The sequence below is a fragment of the Bacillus sp. URHA0034 genome (genome assembly GCF_056280405.1).
In genome coordinates this window covers 6,193,196-6,209,494 of record NZ_JBWCDK010000002.1, presented here as the reverse complement: position 1 = coordinate 6,209,494, position 16,299 = coordinate 6,193,196, and the positions used below count along the sequence as shown (strand labels likewise).

18 protein-coding genes and 2 pseudogenes are annotated in these 16,299 nt (G+C 34.2%); 15 read left to right on the top strand and 5 right to left on the bottom strand.

Annotated elements, in window-relative coordinates:
* The first annotated feature begins 16 nt into the window (after window positions 1-16).
* Window positions 17-955, top strand: a complete 939-nt coding sequence (locus ACZ9EE_RS32305) for a bifunctional helix-turn-helix transcriptional regulator/GNAT family N-acetyltransferase (RefSeq protein WP_476032773.1) — start codon at window positions 17-19, stop codon at window positions 953-955.
* Between the two features lie 345 nt (window positions 956-1,300).
* On the opposite strand, the gene ACZ9EE_RS32300 is transcribed toward ACZ9EE_RS32305, so the two are convergent.
* Window positions 1,301-1,453 carry a hypothetical protein gene (locus tag ACZ9EE_RS32300; protein WP_476032771.1) on the bottom strand — a complete coding sequence of 51 codons (153 nt, stop codon included), beginning with the start codon at window positions 1,451-1,453 and terminating at the stop codon, window positions 1,301-1,303.
* A gap of 933 nt (window positions 1,454-2,386) precedes the next feature.
* Between ACZ9EE_RS32300 and ACZ9EE_RS32295 the strand changes: the two genes are divergently transcribed.
* Entirely contained in the window at window positions 2,387-2,566 is a 180-nt protein-coding gene (locus ACZ9EE_RS32295; RefSeq protein ID WP_476032769.1) for a hypothetical protein, read from the top strand.
* 14 nt (window positions 2,567-2,580) lie between these two features.
* On the opposite strand, the gene ACZ9EE_RS32290 is transcribed toward ACZ9EE_RS32295, so the two are convergent.
* A complete protein-coding gene (locus ACZ9EE_RS32290) occupies window positions 2,581-2,751 on the bottom strand; it encodes an aspartyl-phosphate phosphatase Spo0E family protein (RefSeq protein ID WP_476032768.1) in 171 nt (56 codons plus the stop codon).
* Window positions 2,752-3,003: 252 nt separating this feature from the next.
* On the opposite strand from ACZ9EE_RS32290, the gene ACZ9EE_RS32285 reads away from it, so the two are divergent.
* From ACZ9EE_RS32285 to ACZ9EE_RS32270, 4 genes and pseudogenes are all read left to right on the top strand, one after another.
* Window positions 3,004-3,486, top strand: coding sequence for a hypothetical protein (locus tag ACZ9EE_RS32285; protein ID WP_476032767.1), 483 nt, complete (start codon window positions 3,004-3,006; stop codon window positions 3,484-3,486).
* 132 nt (window positions 3,487-3,618) lie between these two features.
* A pseudogene (locus tag ACZ9EE_RS32280) lies at window positions 3,619-3,897 on the top strand (hypothetical protein); the annotation flags it as partial.
* Window positions 3,898-3,993: 96 nt separating this feature from the next.
* A complete protein-coding gene (locus tag ACZ9EE_RS32275; RefSeq protein WP_476032765.1) occupies window positions 3,994-4,191 on the top strand; it encodes a hypothetical protein in 198 nt (65 codons plus the stop codon).
* Complete coding sequence (locus ACZ9EE_RS32270) at window positions 4,172-4,906, top strand: class I SAM-dependent methyltransferase (RefSeq protein WP_476032763.1); 735 nt, start codon at window positions 4,172-4,174, stop codon at window positions 4,904-4,906. Before ACZ9EE_RS32275 ends, ACZ9EE_RS32270 begins: the two co-directional genes overlap by 20 nt.
* A 202-nt stretch (window positions 4,907-5,108) precedes the next feature.
* On the opposite strand, the gene ACZ9EE_RS32265 is transcribed toward ACZ9EE_RS32270, so the two are convergent.
* Window positions 5,109-6,326 (bottom strand): IS110 family RNA-guided transposase, encoded by a 1,218-nt coding sequence (locus ACZ9EE_RS32265; protein WP_476025256.1) that lies wholly within the window; start codon window positions 6,324-6,326, stop codon window positions 5,109-5,111.
* A 509-nt stretch (window positions 6,327-6,835) separates the two neighbouring features.
* On the opposite strand from ACZ9EE_RS32265, the gene ACZ9EE_RS32260 reads away from it, so the two are divergent.
* From ACZ9EE_RS32260 to ACZ9EE_RS32230, 7 genes and pseudogenes are all read left to right on the top strand, one after another.
* A complete protein-coding gene (locus ACZ9EE_RS32260; protein WP_476032761.1) occupies window positions 6,836-7,804 on the top strand; it encodes a DUF3231 family protein in 969 nt (322 codons plus the stop codon).
* A gap of 271 nt (window positions 7,805-8,075) precedes the next feature.
* Complete coding sequence (locus tag ACZ9EE_RS32255) at window positions 8,076-8,495, top strand: GNAT family N-acetyltransferase (RefSeq protein ID WP_476032760.1); 420 nt, start codon at window positions 8,076-8,078, stop codon at window positions 8,493-8,495.
* A gap of 105 nt (window positions 8,496-8,600) precedes the next feature.
* A pseudogene (locus ACZ9EE_RS32250) lies at window positions 8,601-9,387 on the top strand (hypothetical protein).
* 5 nt (window positions 9,388-9,392) lie between these two features.
* Window positions 9,393-9,851, top strand: coding sequence for a hypothetical protein (locus ACZ9EE_RS32245; protein ID WP_476033180.1), 459 nt, complete (start codon window positions 9,393-9,395; stop codon window positions 9,849-9,851).
* A gap of 233 nt (window positions 9,852-10,084) precedes the next feature.
* Window positions 10,085-11,380 (top strand): IS110 family RNA-guided transposase, encoded by a 1,296-nt coding sequence (locus ACZ9EE_RS32240; RefSeq protein WP_476032758.1) that lies wholly within the window; start codon window positions 10,085-10,087, stop codon window positions 11,378-11,380.
* Between the two features lie 491 nt (window positions 11,381-11,871).
* Window positions 11,872-12,567: an HAD family hydrolase gene (locus ACZ9EE_RS32235; protein WP_476032756.1), complete on the top strand. Its 696-nt coding sequence runs from the start codon at window positions 11,872-11,874 to the stop codon at window positions 12,565-12,567.
* A gap of 150 nt (window positions 12,568-12,717) precedes the next feature.
* Window positions 12,718-13,245 carry a nucleotidyltransferase family protein gene (locus ACZ9EE_RS32230; RefSeq protein ID WP_476033179.1) on the top strand — a complete coding sequence of 176 codons (528 nt, stop codon included), beginning with the start codon at window positions 12,718-12,720 and terminating at the stop codon, window positions 13,243-13,245.
* Between the two features lie 94 nt (window positions 13,246-13,339).
* Here the strand turns inward: ACZ9EE_RS32230 and ACZ9EE_RS32225 are convergent, their stop codons facing one another.
* Window positions 13,340-13,903, bottom strand: coding sequence for an AlbA family DNA-binding domain-containing protein (locus ACZ9EE_RS32225; protein ID WP_476032754.1), 564 nt, complete (start codon window positions 13,901-13,903; stop codon window positions 13,340-13,342).
* Between the two features lie 196 nt (window positions 13,904-14,099).
* On the opposite strand from ACZ9EE_RS32225, the gene ACZ9EE_RS32220 reads away from it, so the two are divergent.
* Window positions 14,100-14,369, top strand: coding sequence for a hypothetical protein (locus ACZ9EE_RS32220; RefSeq protein ID WP_476024701.1), 270 nt, complete (start codon window positions 14,100-14,102; stop codon window positions 14,367-14,369).
* 210 nt (window positions 14,370-14,579) lie between these two features.
* On the top strand, window positions 14,580-15,200 hold the full coding sequence (locus tag ACZ9EE_RS32215) for a DUF3885 domain-containing protein (RefSeq protein WP_476032752.1): 621 nt from the start codon (window positions 14,580-14,582) through the stop codon (window positions 15,198-15,200).
* 306 nt (window positions 15,201-15,506) lie between these two features.
* On the opposite strand, the gene ACZ9EE_RS32210 is transcribed toward ACZ9EE_RS32215, so the two are convergent.
* The gene (locus ACZ9EE_RS32210) at window positions 15,507-16,253 is read right to left on the bottom strand and encodes an NADPH-dependent F420 reductase (RefSeq protein WP_476032751.1); all 747 of its coding nucleotides are present in this window, start codon (window positions 16,251-16,253) and stop codon (window positions 15,507-15,509) included.
* Window positions 16,254-16,299 lie beyond the last annotated feature (46 nt).

Below are 16,299 nucleotides of genomic sequence, written 5' to 3'. Positions count from 1 at the left end.
ATTAGGGAGAAAAAAGATGGAAAAGAATCAATATGTGGAAAAAATTCGGAAATTCAATCGGTATTATGCAAATGTTCTAGGGAGAATTGACCAAGAAATCTATAATAAGCCTTTTCCTTTAACAGAAGCTCGTGTTATAACTGAAATCAATTTTAGAAACGGTTGTACTTCAACGGAAGTTATAGAAAATCTGGGAATAGACCGTGGACAGATGAGTAGAATAGTTCAAAAATTTGAGGAAGAAAAAATTATTTTCAAGCAGCAAGCATCAAACGATAAACGCCAATACTTACTTTATCTCACTGACTATGGTAAAAAAATTTATAATTACTTAGTTGAAAATGCAAATCGTGAAGTTGGAAAAATGATTCAAGAAATATCGAATCGTAATTTGACCAAGCTGATTAATTCCATGGAAACCATAGAATCCATATTTACTAAAGAATTTCCTTCTCAATCAGAGGTATCAATTCGAACTTTTCACCCAGGAGATGTTGGTTTCGTAGCTCACCTTCATGGGACATTGTACGAAAATACTTATAAGTTTGGAAGAATGTTTGAATATTACGTTATGAAGGGCTTAACTGAATTTATGATCAATACAGATGGAGGAGAACTATGGATTGCTGAAGTAGATGGTAAAATTGTAGGTTCGATTGCGATTACTAAATCCAATGATAAAGTTGCCCAATTAAGATGGTTTGTTTTGGATGAAAATTATCATGGCATGGGTATAGGTAAGAAACTTATGGAGACTGCCATCGATTTCTGTAAAAAACAAAGATACAAACATGTTTACCTATGGACGGTAAGTATTTTAGAAACTGCTCGTTATTTATATCGAAAATATAATTTTACATTAACAGAAGAAAAACATAATTACGAGTGGACTGGTTCCAAATTAGTAGAAGAAAGATGGGACTTAGAACTATCCGATGAAAATGAAAACAGCTAGGACTTAACTCAGAATGAAACATTATTTAATATTACACATTTTGTGCTACAAAACGGTACCAGTTACTTCCCTTTTCTTATTTAACTAACTGGGAGTTTAGTTTAGGTGCATTATTACACACAATGAAAAAAATCTGATTTTCTTAAACGGAATATTAGCTTTAAAGTTCAATCAACTCTTTGAGGTTTTATTACGTGATAGACACAAAAGGCGATAAAAAGTACCACTTGTGTTTTAGAGGGGAAAAGCCGAGAGCATCAATCACTCGACATACTATTATAAAGTTATAGATTTATAACGATGAGGAAATAAAAACCAATGAATAAAAGTACATAAAACTTAGGTTTATATTTCTTCAGGTAGATCTGAAACAAAAAGGGCATAACTTAAAAGTTTCATATCATTTTGTATTATTTTTTTGATTTCAGGATTGTCACATTTATAATAATCGTCTGTTAATCTTTTAAGTTCACGGCAAATTAATTCAATTGGAATCATGGTACTGTTCCTTTCCCCATTGATATGAATTAATTATGAATCATTTTATTAACCTTTAAAAGGGATTCGACAAAAAACGACGATATAAGTTATTTTAGAGATTATTACGAAATTTAAAGATATTGTGTAAAAAGGGAGAAGGCTATCTTTAAACTATTGGGACAAGTTATTTAATTATCCCACTGTAACTGAAATTTTGATAAGCTGAAAATTGTTTACTGATAAATATGTAAATATGATGATTTTTTAATTTATTTAATACATTAACGCTTTAAATTGTTGAAACAAAATTCAGACAATGGTATTATTATCTTGTGTTTAAACTTCTTCAAGTTTAGACCTCCTAATTAACGGGCTTAGCCTAGACCACTAAGCCCCCTTACCTTTGATCATTTGATCAAGGGTCTTTTTATTTATGAAGAGTGATCTCTTATCAATGTAAGGACAGATTGATTTATTAAAGTGAATATTGCAACTGCCTTCCTGGCATCTTTTCTTTTTGAGCTAACGGGCAGTTTATGTCAAGGTTGTTGCATATGTCTGTTATGCTTTTATAAAAGTATTAAATTTATTTTTATAATGATACCCTGGTTACCGTTGTTATTTATAGGTAAGGGCAGTACCAAAGGTTATTCTTTAGCGAGTGTTTTTATAGCTATTTTTGAAATTATAAATCATTTATATGGACGAAAGAGGAAGTTTGTTAAGGATAATGGTCGCTGCGGCGATCATTTTTTCTAGTTCCACTAACTGGCAGGTTAGTGGAACTAGGGTTTTGTTATCATGCCGTATTTGACATAAATACATTAGTGGGAAAAGAAGTGTTCACAGGAAATCGATTATCCCATTTTCATTGTAGGCTCAACATTAGAAAAAGAAGTACCTAGAGACTTTGATCTAGTTATAACAATACACCAGAAGGAATTTGAGGAGATGTTTGGCGAGTTAACTGAAGACAATTTTGGAGAAATAATGGTTAAATCATTCAATCATTTTGTTAAACATTATTTTGATTGTGTTGAAACACTAGGAGAAGTTCGGCATATTCCATTAGATTTTAAAGTTTATCCTAATAATTGGTTTAAAGATGAAGATAAATTGTTACTTAGTTAAGTGCGTACCCCTAATTAGTTCAAAGAAACTTGATATCTTGTAATATACCCATCTAGTTTTTGACTAAGTTCAATTGTCTTTTTACTGGTAAGTCCTTCTTTAAGTGCTGTTTGAATCATCTCTTGTCGTAACAATTCAATAATCTTCATATAGTTGCTTTTTTCAACGTTTTTTGAGGATAACATTGTAATTTTGACTCCTTTTTACTAAATACTATGAAATAATAACAGAATATAGGAGGTGTATACAAGTGGTATCTGCAAAATTATACATTTAGTTTAAAATTGCAACAATAGTTGGAATATCACAAAACGAACGGGCAGTTTATGAAGGTTGTTACATATGACTGTTATGTTTTTATAAGTGGATTTTTTATATAATAATTGGAAACATTAGCAAAATAATGGAACAAATTCTGTGAGAGGTGAGTTTCACATATGACTTCAAAGAGGCACAAAGTATTTAATTTATTTTTAATACTGATACCCTGGTTATCGTTGTTATTTATAGGTAAGCGTAGTATCAAACGTTATTCTGTAGCGGGTGTGTTTATAGCTATGTTTGAAATGATTAATCATTTGTATGCACGTAATAGGAAGTGGTGGGAATTTTACGATAAGCCAAAATCTTTTATAAGGGATGAACTTCCTTTTGATATGGGTCCTTATTTTCCTATGTCTTTGTGGTTCCTTAAATTTTCATATGGAAACTTTAAAAAATATGTATTGATTAATGTGATAGCAAATGGAATCTTTGCTTTTCTCTTCCTGCCTTTTTTAAAAAAAATTAAAATTGTTCGTCTAAATAGGTTAAACTATTTTCAATTCTTTATCTATATACATTACAAAGCGTATATTTTGTATGCGGTACAGTATTTCTATGAAAAAGTGTCCGGTTATAACGGTGTACGTGATAAATGAAGCTAAAGTTACGCAACTTATGGGGGCTTTTGTTTAGGATGATGGTTGCTCAGCGGTCATTTTTTGGGTGAACTAATGTGGCAGATTAGTGTAAGAAGCAGATCGAGATAAAAGGTAGTAGTTAGGTATCCTGCCGCAACCATTATCATGCTGAACTTCTATCCATACGCTAAACCCAAATGGTGGGCAGCATCTTACATATTGATTTGGTCAGTAGCTTCCACTGGCTTTGAATGGACATTCCTAAAGATGGGATACATGTATTACGGAAAGGACTGGAACTTACTTTACTCCGCTTTCTGCTATCCCTTCCTTTATTTAGTTCTAATTGGAAATTTAAAGATTGTTGATGCCATCTTGAAGAAGTCTGGATGTGGACGAAATCAAGAACAAAAAGAGAAGCAGACCTAATCTAGAGAGCCGCATTTCTAATCTTTTTTTATTACATTGTTTTTTGTTTGTGAAGAACTAACTTAAACAAACGGGGGCATTACTGGAATAACGGTAATGCTTTTTCTTATTCAAGTAATGGGTGCTTGTGCTCAAGATGATGATCGCTGCGGCGGTCAATTTTTTGGTATTGAACTAAATTGCAGGTTAGTTGATTATCATTTCTATAATAAAGGGATTTGGATGATTCACCTAGAAATAAAAAATAAAGATTTTTACCACTTGGAGGGAGTAAATGAAACAAAATATCTATGATAATTCGACCTTCTTTAATGAGTATTCATTATTGCGTGGTAGTGGCATCACCTACAATGATTTTGTTGAACAGCCAGCAATTAAATCATTAATTTTTAATTTAAAGGATAAAGCGGTGTTAGATTTAGGATGTGGGGCTGGTCATTTATCGAAGTATTGTATTGATAATGGAGCTTCGAAGGTTATTGGAATAGACATCTCTAAAAATATGATTTCCGAGGCAGAAAAGAATAATAAACACGAAAAAATAAAGTATATTTGTGTTCCAATAGAAGAAATGCAACTATCAAATCAAAAATTTGACTTAATAATAAGTTCACTAGCTTTACATTACATAGAGAATTATTCAAATTTAATAAAAAAAATTAGTGGACTATTAGAAGACAATGGTGAATTTATCTTTTCAACAGAACACCCGATAGTAACAGCACGCAAAGAAATGAATAATTGGGTTAAGGATATTGAAGGGAACAGACTACATTACGCGATAGATAATTACCAAGAAGAAGGAAAAAGGGAGCAATATTGGTATATTGATGGGGTTATTAAATATCATAGAACCATTTCAACATTAATTAATACTCTTATAGAAAATGGACTTGTCATTGAGAAGATTATTGAACCACAATCAACATCAATTGGATTAGAAAAAATGCCAAAATTAATTAATGAAAAACGAAAACCGTCATTTATTATAATTAAATCAAAAAAATAGTGATTGAAACTTGTTACTAACTGAAGATGCAAGAGATCGATGAGGCGTTGCTAGGGCAGCGTTTTTTTCTTATTTTACTACCATGAAAATTAACTTCTGTGAGATCCGAAAAATGGCAATACTTAAATAGACGCAGCTCATTCATTTTTTAAAAAAGGGGAGGAGCGTCTGATCCATGGTGTATATGTACTTAATTAATGAATTAGGAAGCTTCTGTTATTGTAACCGAATAGCCTAAGTTTTCTAGTCTTCGAACTGAATGGCGTACAATAGATGCCTGTCTCTTTTTATCAAAGTAGTCTTCGCCTAAGTCTACATACATTTCTTTTCTAGTTAACAGGTAATATGCGATTCGTAATATCGCATGTGCAACTACAATTGCTGCTCTTTTGTTGCCTTTTCGTCCAGCTGTTCGTCGATACAATGCACCAAGATAGTTTTTTGAACCCCTGACTGATTGAGCTGCTTCAGTTAATGCTGATCTTAAATACTTATTTCCCTTTTTGGATTTAGTCGATTTTCTTTTCCCTGCACTTTCATTATGTCCAGGTACGAGAGCTGCCCATGAACAAAGATGTGCCGCAGTTGGAAATTGGTTTTTAACATCAGTACCGATTTCAGCTAGAATTTGTTCAGCCATTCTTCTGGCGATTCCAGGAATTGAATCCAGTCTTTCAATATCTTCTTCATAAGAACTAACACGTTGAGCTATCTCTTGGTCTAGCATTTCGATTTGCTCAGTTAGAAAATCAATGTGAGTTAAAATCGTTTTAAGCATTAATCGTTGATGTGGATTTACATAGCCTTTGAGTGCTAATTCAAGTTCCTCTTTTTTCTTTTTCATTGTACGACGAGCAAAGTTTGCTAGCTTTTCAGGATCATCTTCGCCATCTGCCATAGCTCGAAGCATATCCTTTGCTGAAACCCCCATAATATCAGAAACAACAGAACCTAGTTTGATATTGGCTCCTTCTAAAACCTTTTGAATCCGATTATGTTGTCTTGCCCGTTCTTCAATAATACTACGGCGATAGCGAACTAGTTCTCGCAATTCTCTTTGAGTCCGATTTGGAATGAAACTCGCTTTCAGTAAACCATGGCGAAGAAGTTGTGCAATCCATTCGGCATCTTTAACGTCGGTCTTGCGACCTGGGAGTGCCTTCATGTGTTGGGCGTTTACAACTAGAAACTCAATCCCTTCAGATTCTAGTAGGTTGACAATAGGTTTCCAATAAACACTCGTGCTTTCCATTGCGACATGGGTACAACCACGTTCTTTAACCCAGTCGATTAACTTGAGTAGAAACACTGTTTTAGTAGAAAACGTTTGAATCTCCTTTCCATCAGGTGTCATAATACACGCAGTGATATTATCCTTATGAACATCCATACCACATGCTCTTTCAATGATTATATCCATTGAAATTCTTCCTTTCTAGGCTTGTAAAATTGGAGGCTGGTGCAACAATCAGAATAAGGATTAATCTACCATGAGTGCTTCCCGCAAGGGAGCGACAGTTTGTGATGCACCGTGGTCGTTGGAGTCAGACTAACGGATGGGCTCTATGGCACCATAGTGTATCGACCTTCCTCTCCCAGCCTTAGAACCAGTATGGACGGATTCAATACATTTTCATTCTTTGTGGTGAAGAGCTGGTTTTTAGCGATTCATGGATGGCTAACGGGTAGCGTTGAGCCAAGAAGTATTGATGCTGTTTTACGTTAAAGTTATTTACCTAACTCGCAGTCTAGTTTAGCAAGAATTACCATGGATAGAATGTTAAAATCAAAAAATAACGCCTCCTTTATGATGAATAAATTTATTTACAAATTAATGGGAATAATTTTATTAATAAAACAGGAGAAATTTAATGGTTCTACTGGGGAAAAATATTTATACATAATAAGATCATTAAAGGTAGTGTGGAAATGAAGTTAAATGCTTCTGAAATTTCGAATTTATTGACATCTTATTTAACGAATACTATGGCATCCGTGATAACTGCAGATTTACTAAAAAAAGCAGAAAGCGATGATATGCGAAAGATGCTTGAATTGGGATTTAAAATTGCGGATGAAGAGGTAAAAGGGGCAGAGTATTTTTTGAGGAGTGACAATAGGGCACTGCCAGAACCCTTTACCGAAAAAGATATATTACGAACTGATTCAAAATACTGGTCAGACAATTATGTTGTCCTCCTTAAATATAAGATAGGACTGGATGCATTGAATTTATATAACCTTTGTTATACAACTGCTATTAATCCAGAGGTTAAGGCATTTTACAAAAAGCTATTAAACGGGACAATAGAATTGATGGATATGTTAAATGAACTTTATATCAAAATGGGAATGCACAAACCTTTAATCCATATTCCTAATGAAGAAACGGTTGAAAAAGTAAATAAACAATCTTTTCTAGGGTTTTTTCATGAAAACCGTCCATTGAGTGCTCCTGAAGTTTATCAACTGACGAATAATTATTTGTCAACAGAAGTATTTCGTGAGTTACTTCGTTCTTTTTGTCAGACAAATACAGTTGAACTAAAGGAACACTTTGAACGAGGTAAGAAAATATGTACGAAACATTTAAAGACGATTCAAGAAAAGTTGGAAAAAGATGAAATACCACACTTGCCAACCTGGGAATTCGAAGTGGATACGGAAGGTAATGCACCATTCTCTGATCGGTTAATGTTATTTAAGGTGTCTTTGATTGCAGGAGCAGCAGGAGGACGTTTTGGAGTGTCTGCTTCGGCAACTCTTCGTAAAGATCTAGGTATTTCCTTTTTAAAAATGTTGGGCGAGATTCTGATCTTTGCGGAGGACACGGGCAATTTACTTATAAAGTACAAAATGCTTGATCAACCGCCAATGGTAAAAAAAATGACTAAATAAGGTTAAAAATGAATGCTGGAATTTAGCGAACAAAATTCAGTTTACTGCAAATCAAATTGAATTATTTTAAACTCAGTTTCCACAATGGGTTTTGTTTTTCACTTAAGGAATATTGTGAAGTATTGTACTTAAACTACCGGGTGCAAGAGTTCAACATCTAGCTGCTATTTTTGGCGGCTTTTTCTTTTTGAAGTAACGAGTGCAGGATACTTAAAGAAGGTGCAATCAACAATAACGGAGAAATACTTATAGGATTGTAGGGAGGGGTTTTATGGATTTAAGAATACATAGTGATTTTTCAAAAGTGAATCTTGATGAAATGAAGGAAATTTATACTTCTGTCGGTTGGACTAAGCATACAAAAGAGATTATCAGGCAAGTTTTCGAAGCAAGTAATGTTGTAGCATTGGTCACAGTAAATGGTCGGATTATTGGTTTTGGCAGGGCGATGACAGATGGTGTTTTTAATGCTGCAATTTATGACGTTATTGTACATCCAGAATTTCAAAAACAAGGGATAGCGAGACAGATTATGGAGTATTTACTCGAAAAACTAAGTAATATATCGTGCGTCCATTTAATTTCTACCTCTGGAAATGAGGACTTTTATAAGAAACTTGGATTAAAGAGAATTAAAACAGGAATGGCTAGGTACTTAAACCCTAATCTAGCCTGTGAGTATTTAGAATAACCATTTTTCTTGTTGTAATAACGAGCAGGATAGCTTAACGAGGTTAAGCATAAATGTAGCCTATTTTTGGAAATCTATTATAAAGAATTCCTGAAGGTGGATAGAATGAACAACTATACAAATGACAACACCGCTAGAAGATATAAAGCCCATGTTAGTATTTTAGGAACAACTCAACTGCATTTAAGAAATCCTTATATTATTGCCTGGTGGTCTGCAGCGTTCCCTGGATTCGGGCATTTGCTTTTATCAAAATACCTTAGAGGATATGCCTTATTTATTTGGGAAGTAATCGTTAATGTTAAAGCACATGTTAATGCTTCAATGATCTTTTCCTTTCAAGGGAATATAGACATGGCAAAAGAGGTATTAGATACAAGATGGCTTCTTATGTACATTCCTGTTTACCTTTTTGGTATATGGGACAGCTATCGGACAACAGTAGATTTGAACAAGGTGTATCTTTTAGCCGAGCGAGAGGAACATCGTTTTTTCATTTTCAATAGGATCGTTAGAGATTAACTACCTCGATAAGCGAAATCCGTTCCTTTCTATTATGTGGTCATTTTTTATCCCTGGGCTAGGACAGCTCTATATTCATAGGATTTTAACTGCTGTATTTACCATCATATGGTTAGTTGTATTTTATTATTATTCTCATGCTCAAGAAGCTGTTGTACTTTTGTTTTTCGGCAAAGTAAAGGAAGCAACCTCGATTTTAAAACCTGAATGGTTCCTTTTTATGCCTTCACACTATGGGTTTGCTATTTATGATTCTTATATAAATACGGTTGAGAATAACAAACTCTTCGAAAAAGAGTTAAGGAATCATTTAACTGAGAATTATCAATCTGAGGGATTCAAAATACTAAAAGGACAAAAAGTGAAATGATACATTTGCAGCTTTTTTCAACATTTGAAACTACTGAATTTTTAGAAATGGCAATTTCAACGTTAGAAAAGAAAGGGATTAAAAAAGAAAGCATATTTGCTATTCCTCTGGATAATAGAAAAGAAGACCGTAAAATTTTCGATACCCTGCATCGATCAGACGGTACAAGCTTTATCGATATTGGTTTCGGGCTGGCAACAGCATTTTCAGTTATTGGAGCAAGTATAGGATTTAAATTAGCTTGGGGTCCAATATATTGGGGACTAATAGGTGCATTTGTTGGATTTGTTCTTGGCTTCGCTATACGGCTTGTCATGGAATTGGTGGTAAAGAAAAATAAAAGAGTTCTAAAAGGCAAACATTCGGAAGTAATCTTAATTGTAGATTGTGAAGAATCACAAGCTGAATTAATTGAGAATATACTTTGGAGCCATTTTGCAATTGGTGTAGCAAAAGTAAAATGATGAATTATATTTATTGAACACGTACAAAACCAAAGTTTGTGAAGAATTATACTTAAAGTAACTGGCTGCATTACTGGAACATCGGTAATGCTTTTTATATTCAAGTAACGGGGCAGCATTCCTGTAATGAGTGAAAATGAAGTTTGAACAAAAAAATAACCTCTTGGTAGAATAAGAGTGTCCTAAAGCTCCCCAGCGAAAAGGACAACACTCAAATACCAGGAGGATTTAAAATGAATTATAACCAAAATAAGAAGATTGCTCAAATTACTTCTCAAACCCTGATTATAGGGGTGGATATTGCAAAATTTAAGCATGTGGCACGTGCCCAGGATTTTAGAGGAATAGAGTTTGGATCACCTTGTTATTTTGAAAATAAAAAAGAGGGATTCGAGAATTTTCTTAAATGGATTTCGGAAATTAAGAAAGAACAAAGCATGGATAAAGTAGTGGTTGGAATGGAACCAACCGGTCACTATTGGTTTAACCTGGCTCATATTTTAAAAGAAAATGAGATTAAATTTGTGGCAGTAAACCCCTTGCACGTGAAGAAAAGCAAGGAACTAGATGATAACTCACCTACTAAGATTGATGTGAAAGACGCTAAAGTCATTGCCCAGCTGGTCAAAGACGGAAGGTATGCCGAACCTACGATACCACAGGGAGTTTATGCAGAACTACGGGTGGCAAAGAAAATACGCGATCTTTTAACAGAGGATCTTCAAACGGTCCAAGGCCAGGTTCACAACTGGATTGACCGGTACTTTCCAGAATTTCTAACGGTCTTTAAGAAGTGGGAAGGCAAGGCAGCTTTACAATTCTTAAAGCTCTATGCCTTACCGCATGAAATAGTAAATTTCACTGAACATGAACTGCTCTCCCATCTAAGAAAATCCGTAACCCGGAGTGTGGGAATTAATAAGATTCGGGAGTTAAAGCAAGCAGCCAGTAAGTCCATCGGACTTCGACAAGGCTCCGAAATGGCTAAATTGGAGCTAAAAACGCTTCTAGCTAAATATGAATTAATCCAGTTAAAATTCGAAGAATTGGATGCAAAAATAGATTGTTTACTTGATGAAATACCAGGTGTACCACAAATGTTAGCCATAAAAGGTGTGGGAAGGGATACAGTTGCCGGCTTCTTTGCGGAAGTTGGTGATCTTCGTGAATATACTCATCCCAGACAAATTATTAAGCTGGCTGGCTTAAGTTTAAAAGAAAATACCTCTGGTAAGCACAAAGGAAAAACGACCATCACAAAGAGGGGACGCAAAAAGCTCCGGGCTCTGTTATTCAGGGTTTGTATGATACTCGTTGCCAAAAATTCAGCATTTAAGGCATTACATGCATACTATACTCAACGTCCAGATAATCCATTAAAGAAAATGCAGTCTCTAATTGCTTTATGTAATAAACTGATCCGTATTTTCTTTAGCATGGCTAAAAAGCAATTTGAATTTAGTGAAGAAAAGATGTTAAAGGACATCCCTCATTTGTCAGTTTCAAAGAAGAAAGAAATCGCCGCTTGATTTTTTTTGATTAGATAAATAGTAGTTGTTGTTTTATGGTTTTGGGGACATTTGAAGCACGGATTAGTCGGCAAAGCAACTAAATTACGGGCAAAGACCCTGTGGGGCAGCATGGCTGACATCCACCTCATGGAAAGGTTGGACGAAGGAATTTGAGAGCGAGGACTCTGTGAGGCATGGGAGGGTTGACCTCCATGAGAAATGTGGACATCCACCAGTGCGATCATATTTTTACTCATCACCCAATTTCTGTAAGTGATTGGTTAGTAAACTATGAGTCTTTTTTCTCCATAAGTCCAATTTTATCCTTTCATGTGATAATTCCCCAACTATAAAGCATTTACCGTAAGGTAAACTACTATGAAAATCTAAAAAAAACGGAGAAATCGGGAGATATTGCTTTCTTTATTGAGGGAGGTTAACTGAAGAAGGTATATTGATCATTGGTATAGAATAAATGTAAAAACCGCATTTGGGGAATGGTGTAGATTATGATTAAGGCTGTAATATTTGATTTAGATGGCACTTTGTTAAATAGAGACGAATCGGTAAAGAAATTTATTGATAACCAATTTGTAAGATTAAATAAGTGGGTAAATCATATACCAAAAAAGCAATACATTACACGATTTATAGAACTCGATCACCGTGGTTACGTTTGGAAAGATAAAGTATATCAACAACTAACTGAGGAACTTGAAATTACAGGGGTAACTTGGGAGGACTTACTTCAAGATTATATAAGCCAGTTTAAGAATAATTGCATCCCCTTTCCAAACCTTTTTGAAATGTTAGACGAATTAAGGAATAACAAATTGAACCTGGGGATGATTACAAATGGAATCGGACAATTTCAAATGGATAATATAAAGGCTTTAGGTATTGAAAAGTATTTTCAAACTATCCTAGTTTCGGAATGGGAAGGACTAAAAAAACCTGACCCCAATATCTTTTTGCGAGCTTTGAAGCAACTCGATGTTTCGCCCGATCAAAGTGTTTATGTTGGCGACCATCCTGAAAATGATGTGAAAGCTGCTGAAAATGTAGGAATCCAAGGAATTTGGAAAAAAGATATTCATTGGAACAATTTCACAACAGAATTAATCTTAGATGATTTAGGACAATTGCCTTTAATTATTTCTAATTTAAGTAAAAATAATAAAGTATCTAAGCTGACGGGTACTTGAATAGAACCAGGGGTTGCTGCGAAAGCCAATTTTTTTGTTCCACTAACTGGGCACTCTTAAAGAATAATTTATGAAGTACATTTTTTTGAGGAGTAATTTTAAGTGATTAATGAGGAAAAAATTATTGAGAAAATTACAGAAGATAAATGGATGATGGACATTTTAAAATCAGCAAAATCACTGAATCTGCCTGATTGGTGGGTTTGTGCTGGGTTTGTTCGTTCAAAAATTTGGGATACTTTACATAATTTCAATGAAAGAACTCCAATCCCAGATATAGATGTAATTTTTTTTGACCCTACTAATATTGATGAATTAGAAGAAAAGAAACTTGAGGAAATGCTTAAAACCTTTATGCCTTTCATTCCTTGGTCCGTAAAGAATGAAGCAAGAATGCACATTAAAAGTAATTTGCCTCCTTATTCTTCTTCCGTTGATGCAATTTCTAAGTTTCCAGAAACTGCAACAGCTTTAGGAGTAAAATTGGATGAAAAAAATAATGTGATATTAACAGCCCCTTGTGGAATTAGTGATGTTGTTAATCTTGAGGTAAAGCCAACTCATTTTTTTACAATGACTAAAGAACGAAAAGAGATTTACGAAAACCGCATTGCAAAAAAGAATTGGGAATCCATTTGGAGTAATTTAAAAGTGTATCATATCAATAATTCTCATTAAGCTATCGGATGGTTTACTCAAAAACCATTTGAAATATGGAGGTATTTATCTTGAATGCAACTCCAGCTATAATAATTGGATTACTAATGGTAGCTTATTTTCTTTTTATGCGAATAAAGAAATAAGCGAGATTGTGAAGAAATATACTTAAGCTAACGGGGGCTTTCGTTGAAAAATCGGGTTGCAGCGGCAGCCCTTTTTCTTGTTCCACTAGTGGGAGTTTAGTTGAACTAAAAATGTTAAAATAATAAGCTCTATGCGGTGGAAGGCTACTTTCTGGAACGTATGTAACAATAAATCCTTTGTCAGAATCATTAGGCATGGATATTAATATGTTTCTAATTCCATTATTTATAGGAGTATGTGCATCACTTATTAAGCTATTTAAATTCCCTAAAAATGCTTTTGGTTGTACAATAGGTACCATTTCTGATGCTCCATCAACACCCTCTTCGTTTTTACGACAATCCACGCCCCAAATGATAACTCCTCCTGAGGTGTTAGAAAAACCAGATAAAGCTTTTGCGTAATTTTTTTTATCATCTTTCAATAAATTAGAAGATGCTGGGTTAGTTTTTAACTTAATATCAAGAAATACATTTTCTTCTTGCTGTTCGTCTATCATCTTCTTAATTCGAGAAAATCCTGTTTCTGGCAATTAACTTATGTATGTTTTGGCAGTATGTTTATTAATCTTTATGAATCATTACTTAGGGTAAAACTGTATACATACTAATATTTATTCATATTTGTAAAGTGACGCTTATTGCACTAACTGGGCAGGTTAGTGAAAGAAGGAATTATTGTTGATGATGTGGAATTAGCACAATGAATGGAAAAATAAGGGGGTACTTATGAATAAAAACATAATGTCGTTTTCCGTTATCTTTTTGGGTCTATGTATTGTTTTAAGTTCTTGGATTATTTCACAATCGTTAAAATCAAAACAAAAAGAAATAGTTAATCAGAATGACCAATATAGATATGAAATAATATCAAGCCAAAACAACATCATTTTGTTTGATAAACAAAGTGGAGAATCTTGGAGAAAATATCTGCCTCCAAGTGAAGGACCAACTGAATGGGAAAAACAACAAACTCCTGTCTCTTCCACAGCAAAATAAAGCACTCATTGCATAGTTCAAATTATGGAAGTTTGTAATTCATTAAATGATAAATTTAGTTTAATCTTCTTCATCTAATGGAAAGCAACAGTTTAAGATTGGGATGGCTACGGCGAGCCCTTTTCTTATTGCACTAACTAGCAGGATAGTTCAAGAGCGATGATATAATGATGGTAAGAAAAGAGGTGCAAAATTCTTTTAAACAATTTTATGAATGAGAATTTTCCAAACTTAGAACTTAGACCACCCTTGTTTTATTGTTGGGAAATTGGTATACGGTTTGAACTAGGGGTGGAGTGGAAAAGGGAATATGACTACCCCAACAACCCTTATATACTGGGATGTTATAAAGGGGCAATTACTTTATTTGAAGCTTTACATTCTCCTATGGATGATATTTTTGTCGTAATGGACGTAAATGATTTTGATAGGGGCAAAAATATTAGACATCAGTTAAAGAACTTTTCTCGCTATTTTGAAAGATCATTATTGTTAAGGCTGAAACACCAAGCAATACCTTATATATTCCCAGAGGATGATGATGAAGGTACATATAAAACTCATAGATTTTCTCTATGCTGCAAAACATCTGATTTTAAATACGTCCCATTATTAAAAGCAATTTGCAATCAAGACTTGGGGTTGAAACCGAGTATTTTCCATAGAGTTTACTTCATTAATATCAATAAGAAAACTATCTTACACGTTTACGATGACAGAGGTTGTGATTTATTAGCGACATCGCCCGAATCAATTAGAAATATTTATGAAGGATACAACGATTGGATTTTGGATTATGATAGGAATGAAATAGACAAGGTATTTATATAAAAGAATTTAGTTTTTCCTCCGCTAACGGGTGCGAGAGCTCAACTAGGAGTTGCGGAGGCAGCTCTTTTCTTATTGAACAAACTGGGAGGTTAATGTAAGAGGGATTTTAAACACAATCATATTTAGATTTCAGTTTTGAAAAAAATTGAGTTCGGACTGGAAAGGCTTTTTGTAGTTCTCAGAACTATCAATAATATTCTGGATTGTTTTGCGGTAAAAAGGAAAGAGGCGAACATGTTTCTTCGCAACTTTATGAGGATATATGGATATACATAAGGTGCACTCTAACTGAGTGCACCACTTGTTTTATGAATTGTATATTTCTCTGTTTAAATTCACAATATCCTTATGTGAAAATTCAACTTCTTTTTTTTCTGCAAGGAGCTCTGCAAACCTTTCCATCACCTTATCCCGTTGTAATGGTGCTTTTTCTTTATTTGCCTTTTTCAACGCTATCATTAGTTCATCTTTTGTTAGCTCTGTGCAGTAAGCAGGAGTTCCTGGCTGTTGTCTCCAAGAGTCACTTAAAGAACCACTATCTACTGCGTCGAAGCCTAGCTCGTTTACTACGTCCATGACTACTTGTTTTTGTGATTGACCATTACCAGCAACTGCCATCGCAATTCGTCCATTAGAATCTTGGGATGTTCCTTCATTTACTAAAGTATAGGCTAATAAATTGTTGAAAGCTTTAATGATAGGTCTGCCTAATTGATTATAAACCCAAACACTTTCAACCATCCCCTTCTCGATTTCTTCAATTTTGCCGTCTCTAAATGGATAATAATTTGAAGTATCTACAATGATTACTTCCTCCCCGACTTGATTGATAATGTCCCGAATGCTTGGCATTGCTTTTATTGGGAGAGATATTATAAGAACTTCAATATTTTTAATTACATCCTCTACACGCACAGGTGTTCCAGCAAACTCTTTTCCTTCCAAACGTTCAATTCCTCGTGCATCTGCAATTTTGACATCATATCCAATCTTAACTAATTTTTTAGAAATAATTGACCCAATTGGTCCTGCACCTATAATTCCAAATCTCATTATTGTTCCTCCTAAAGAATTTATAAAAGAATTATTCTGCTTTAAG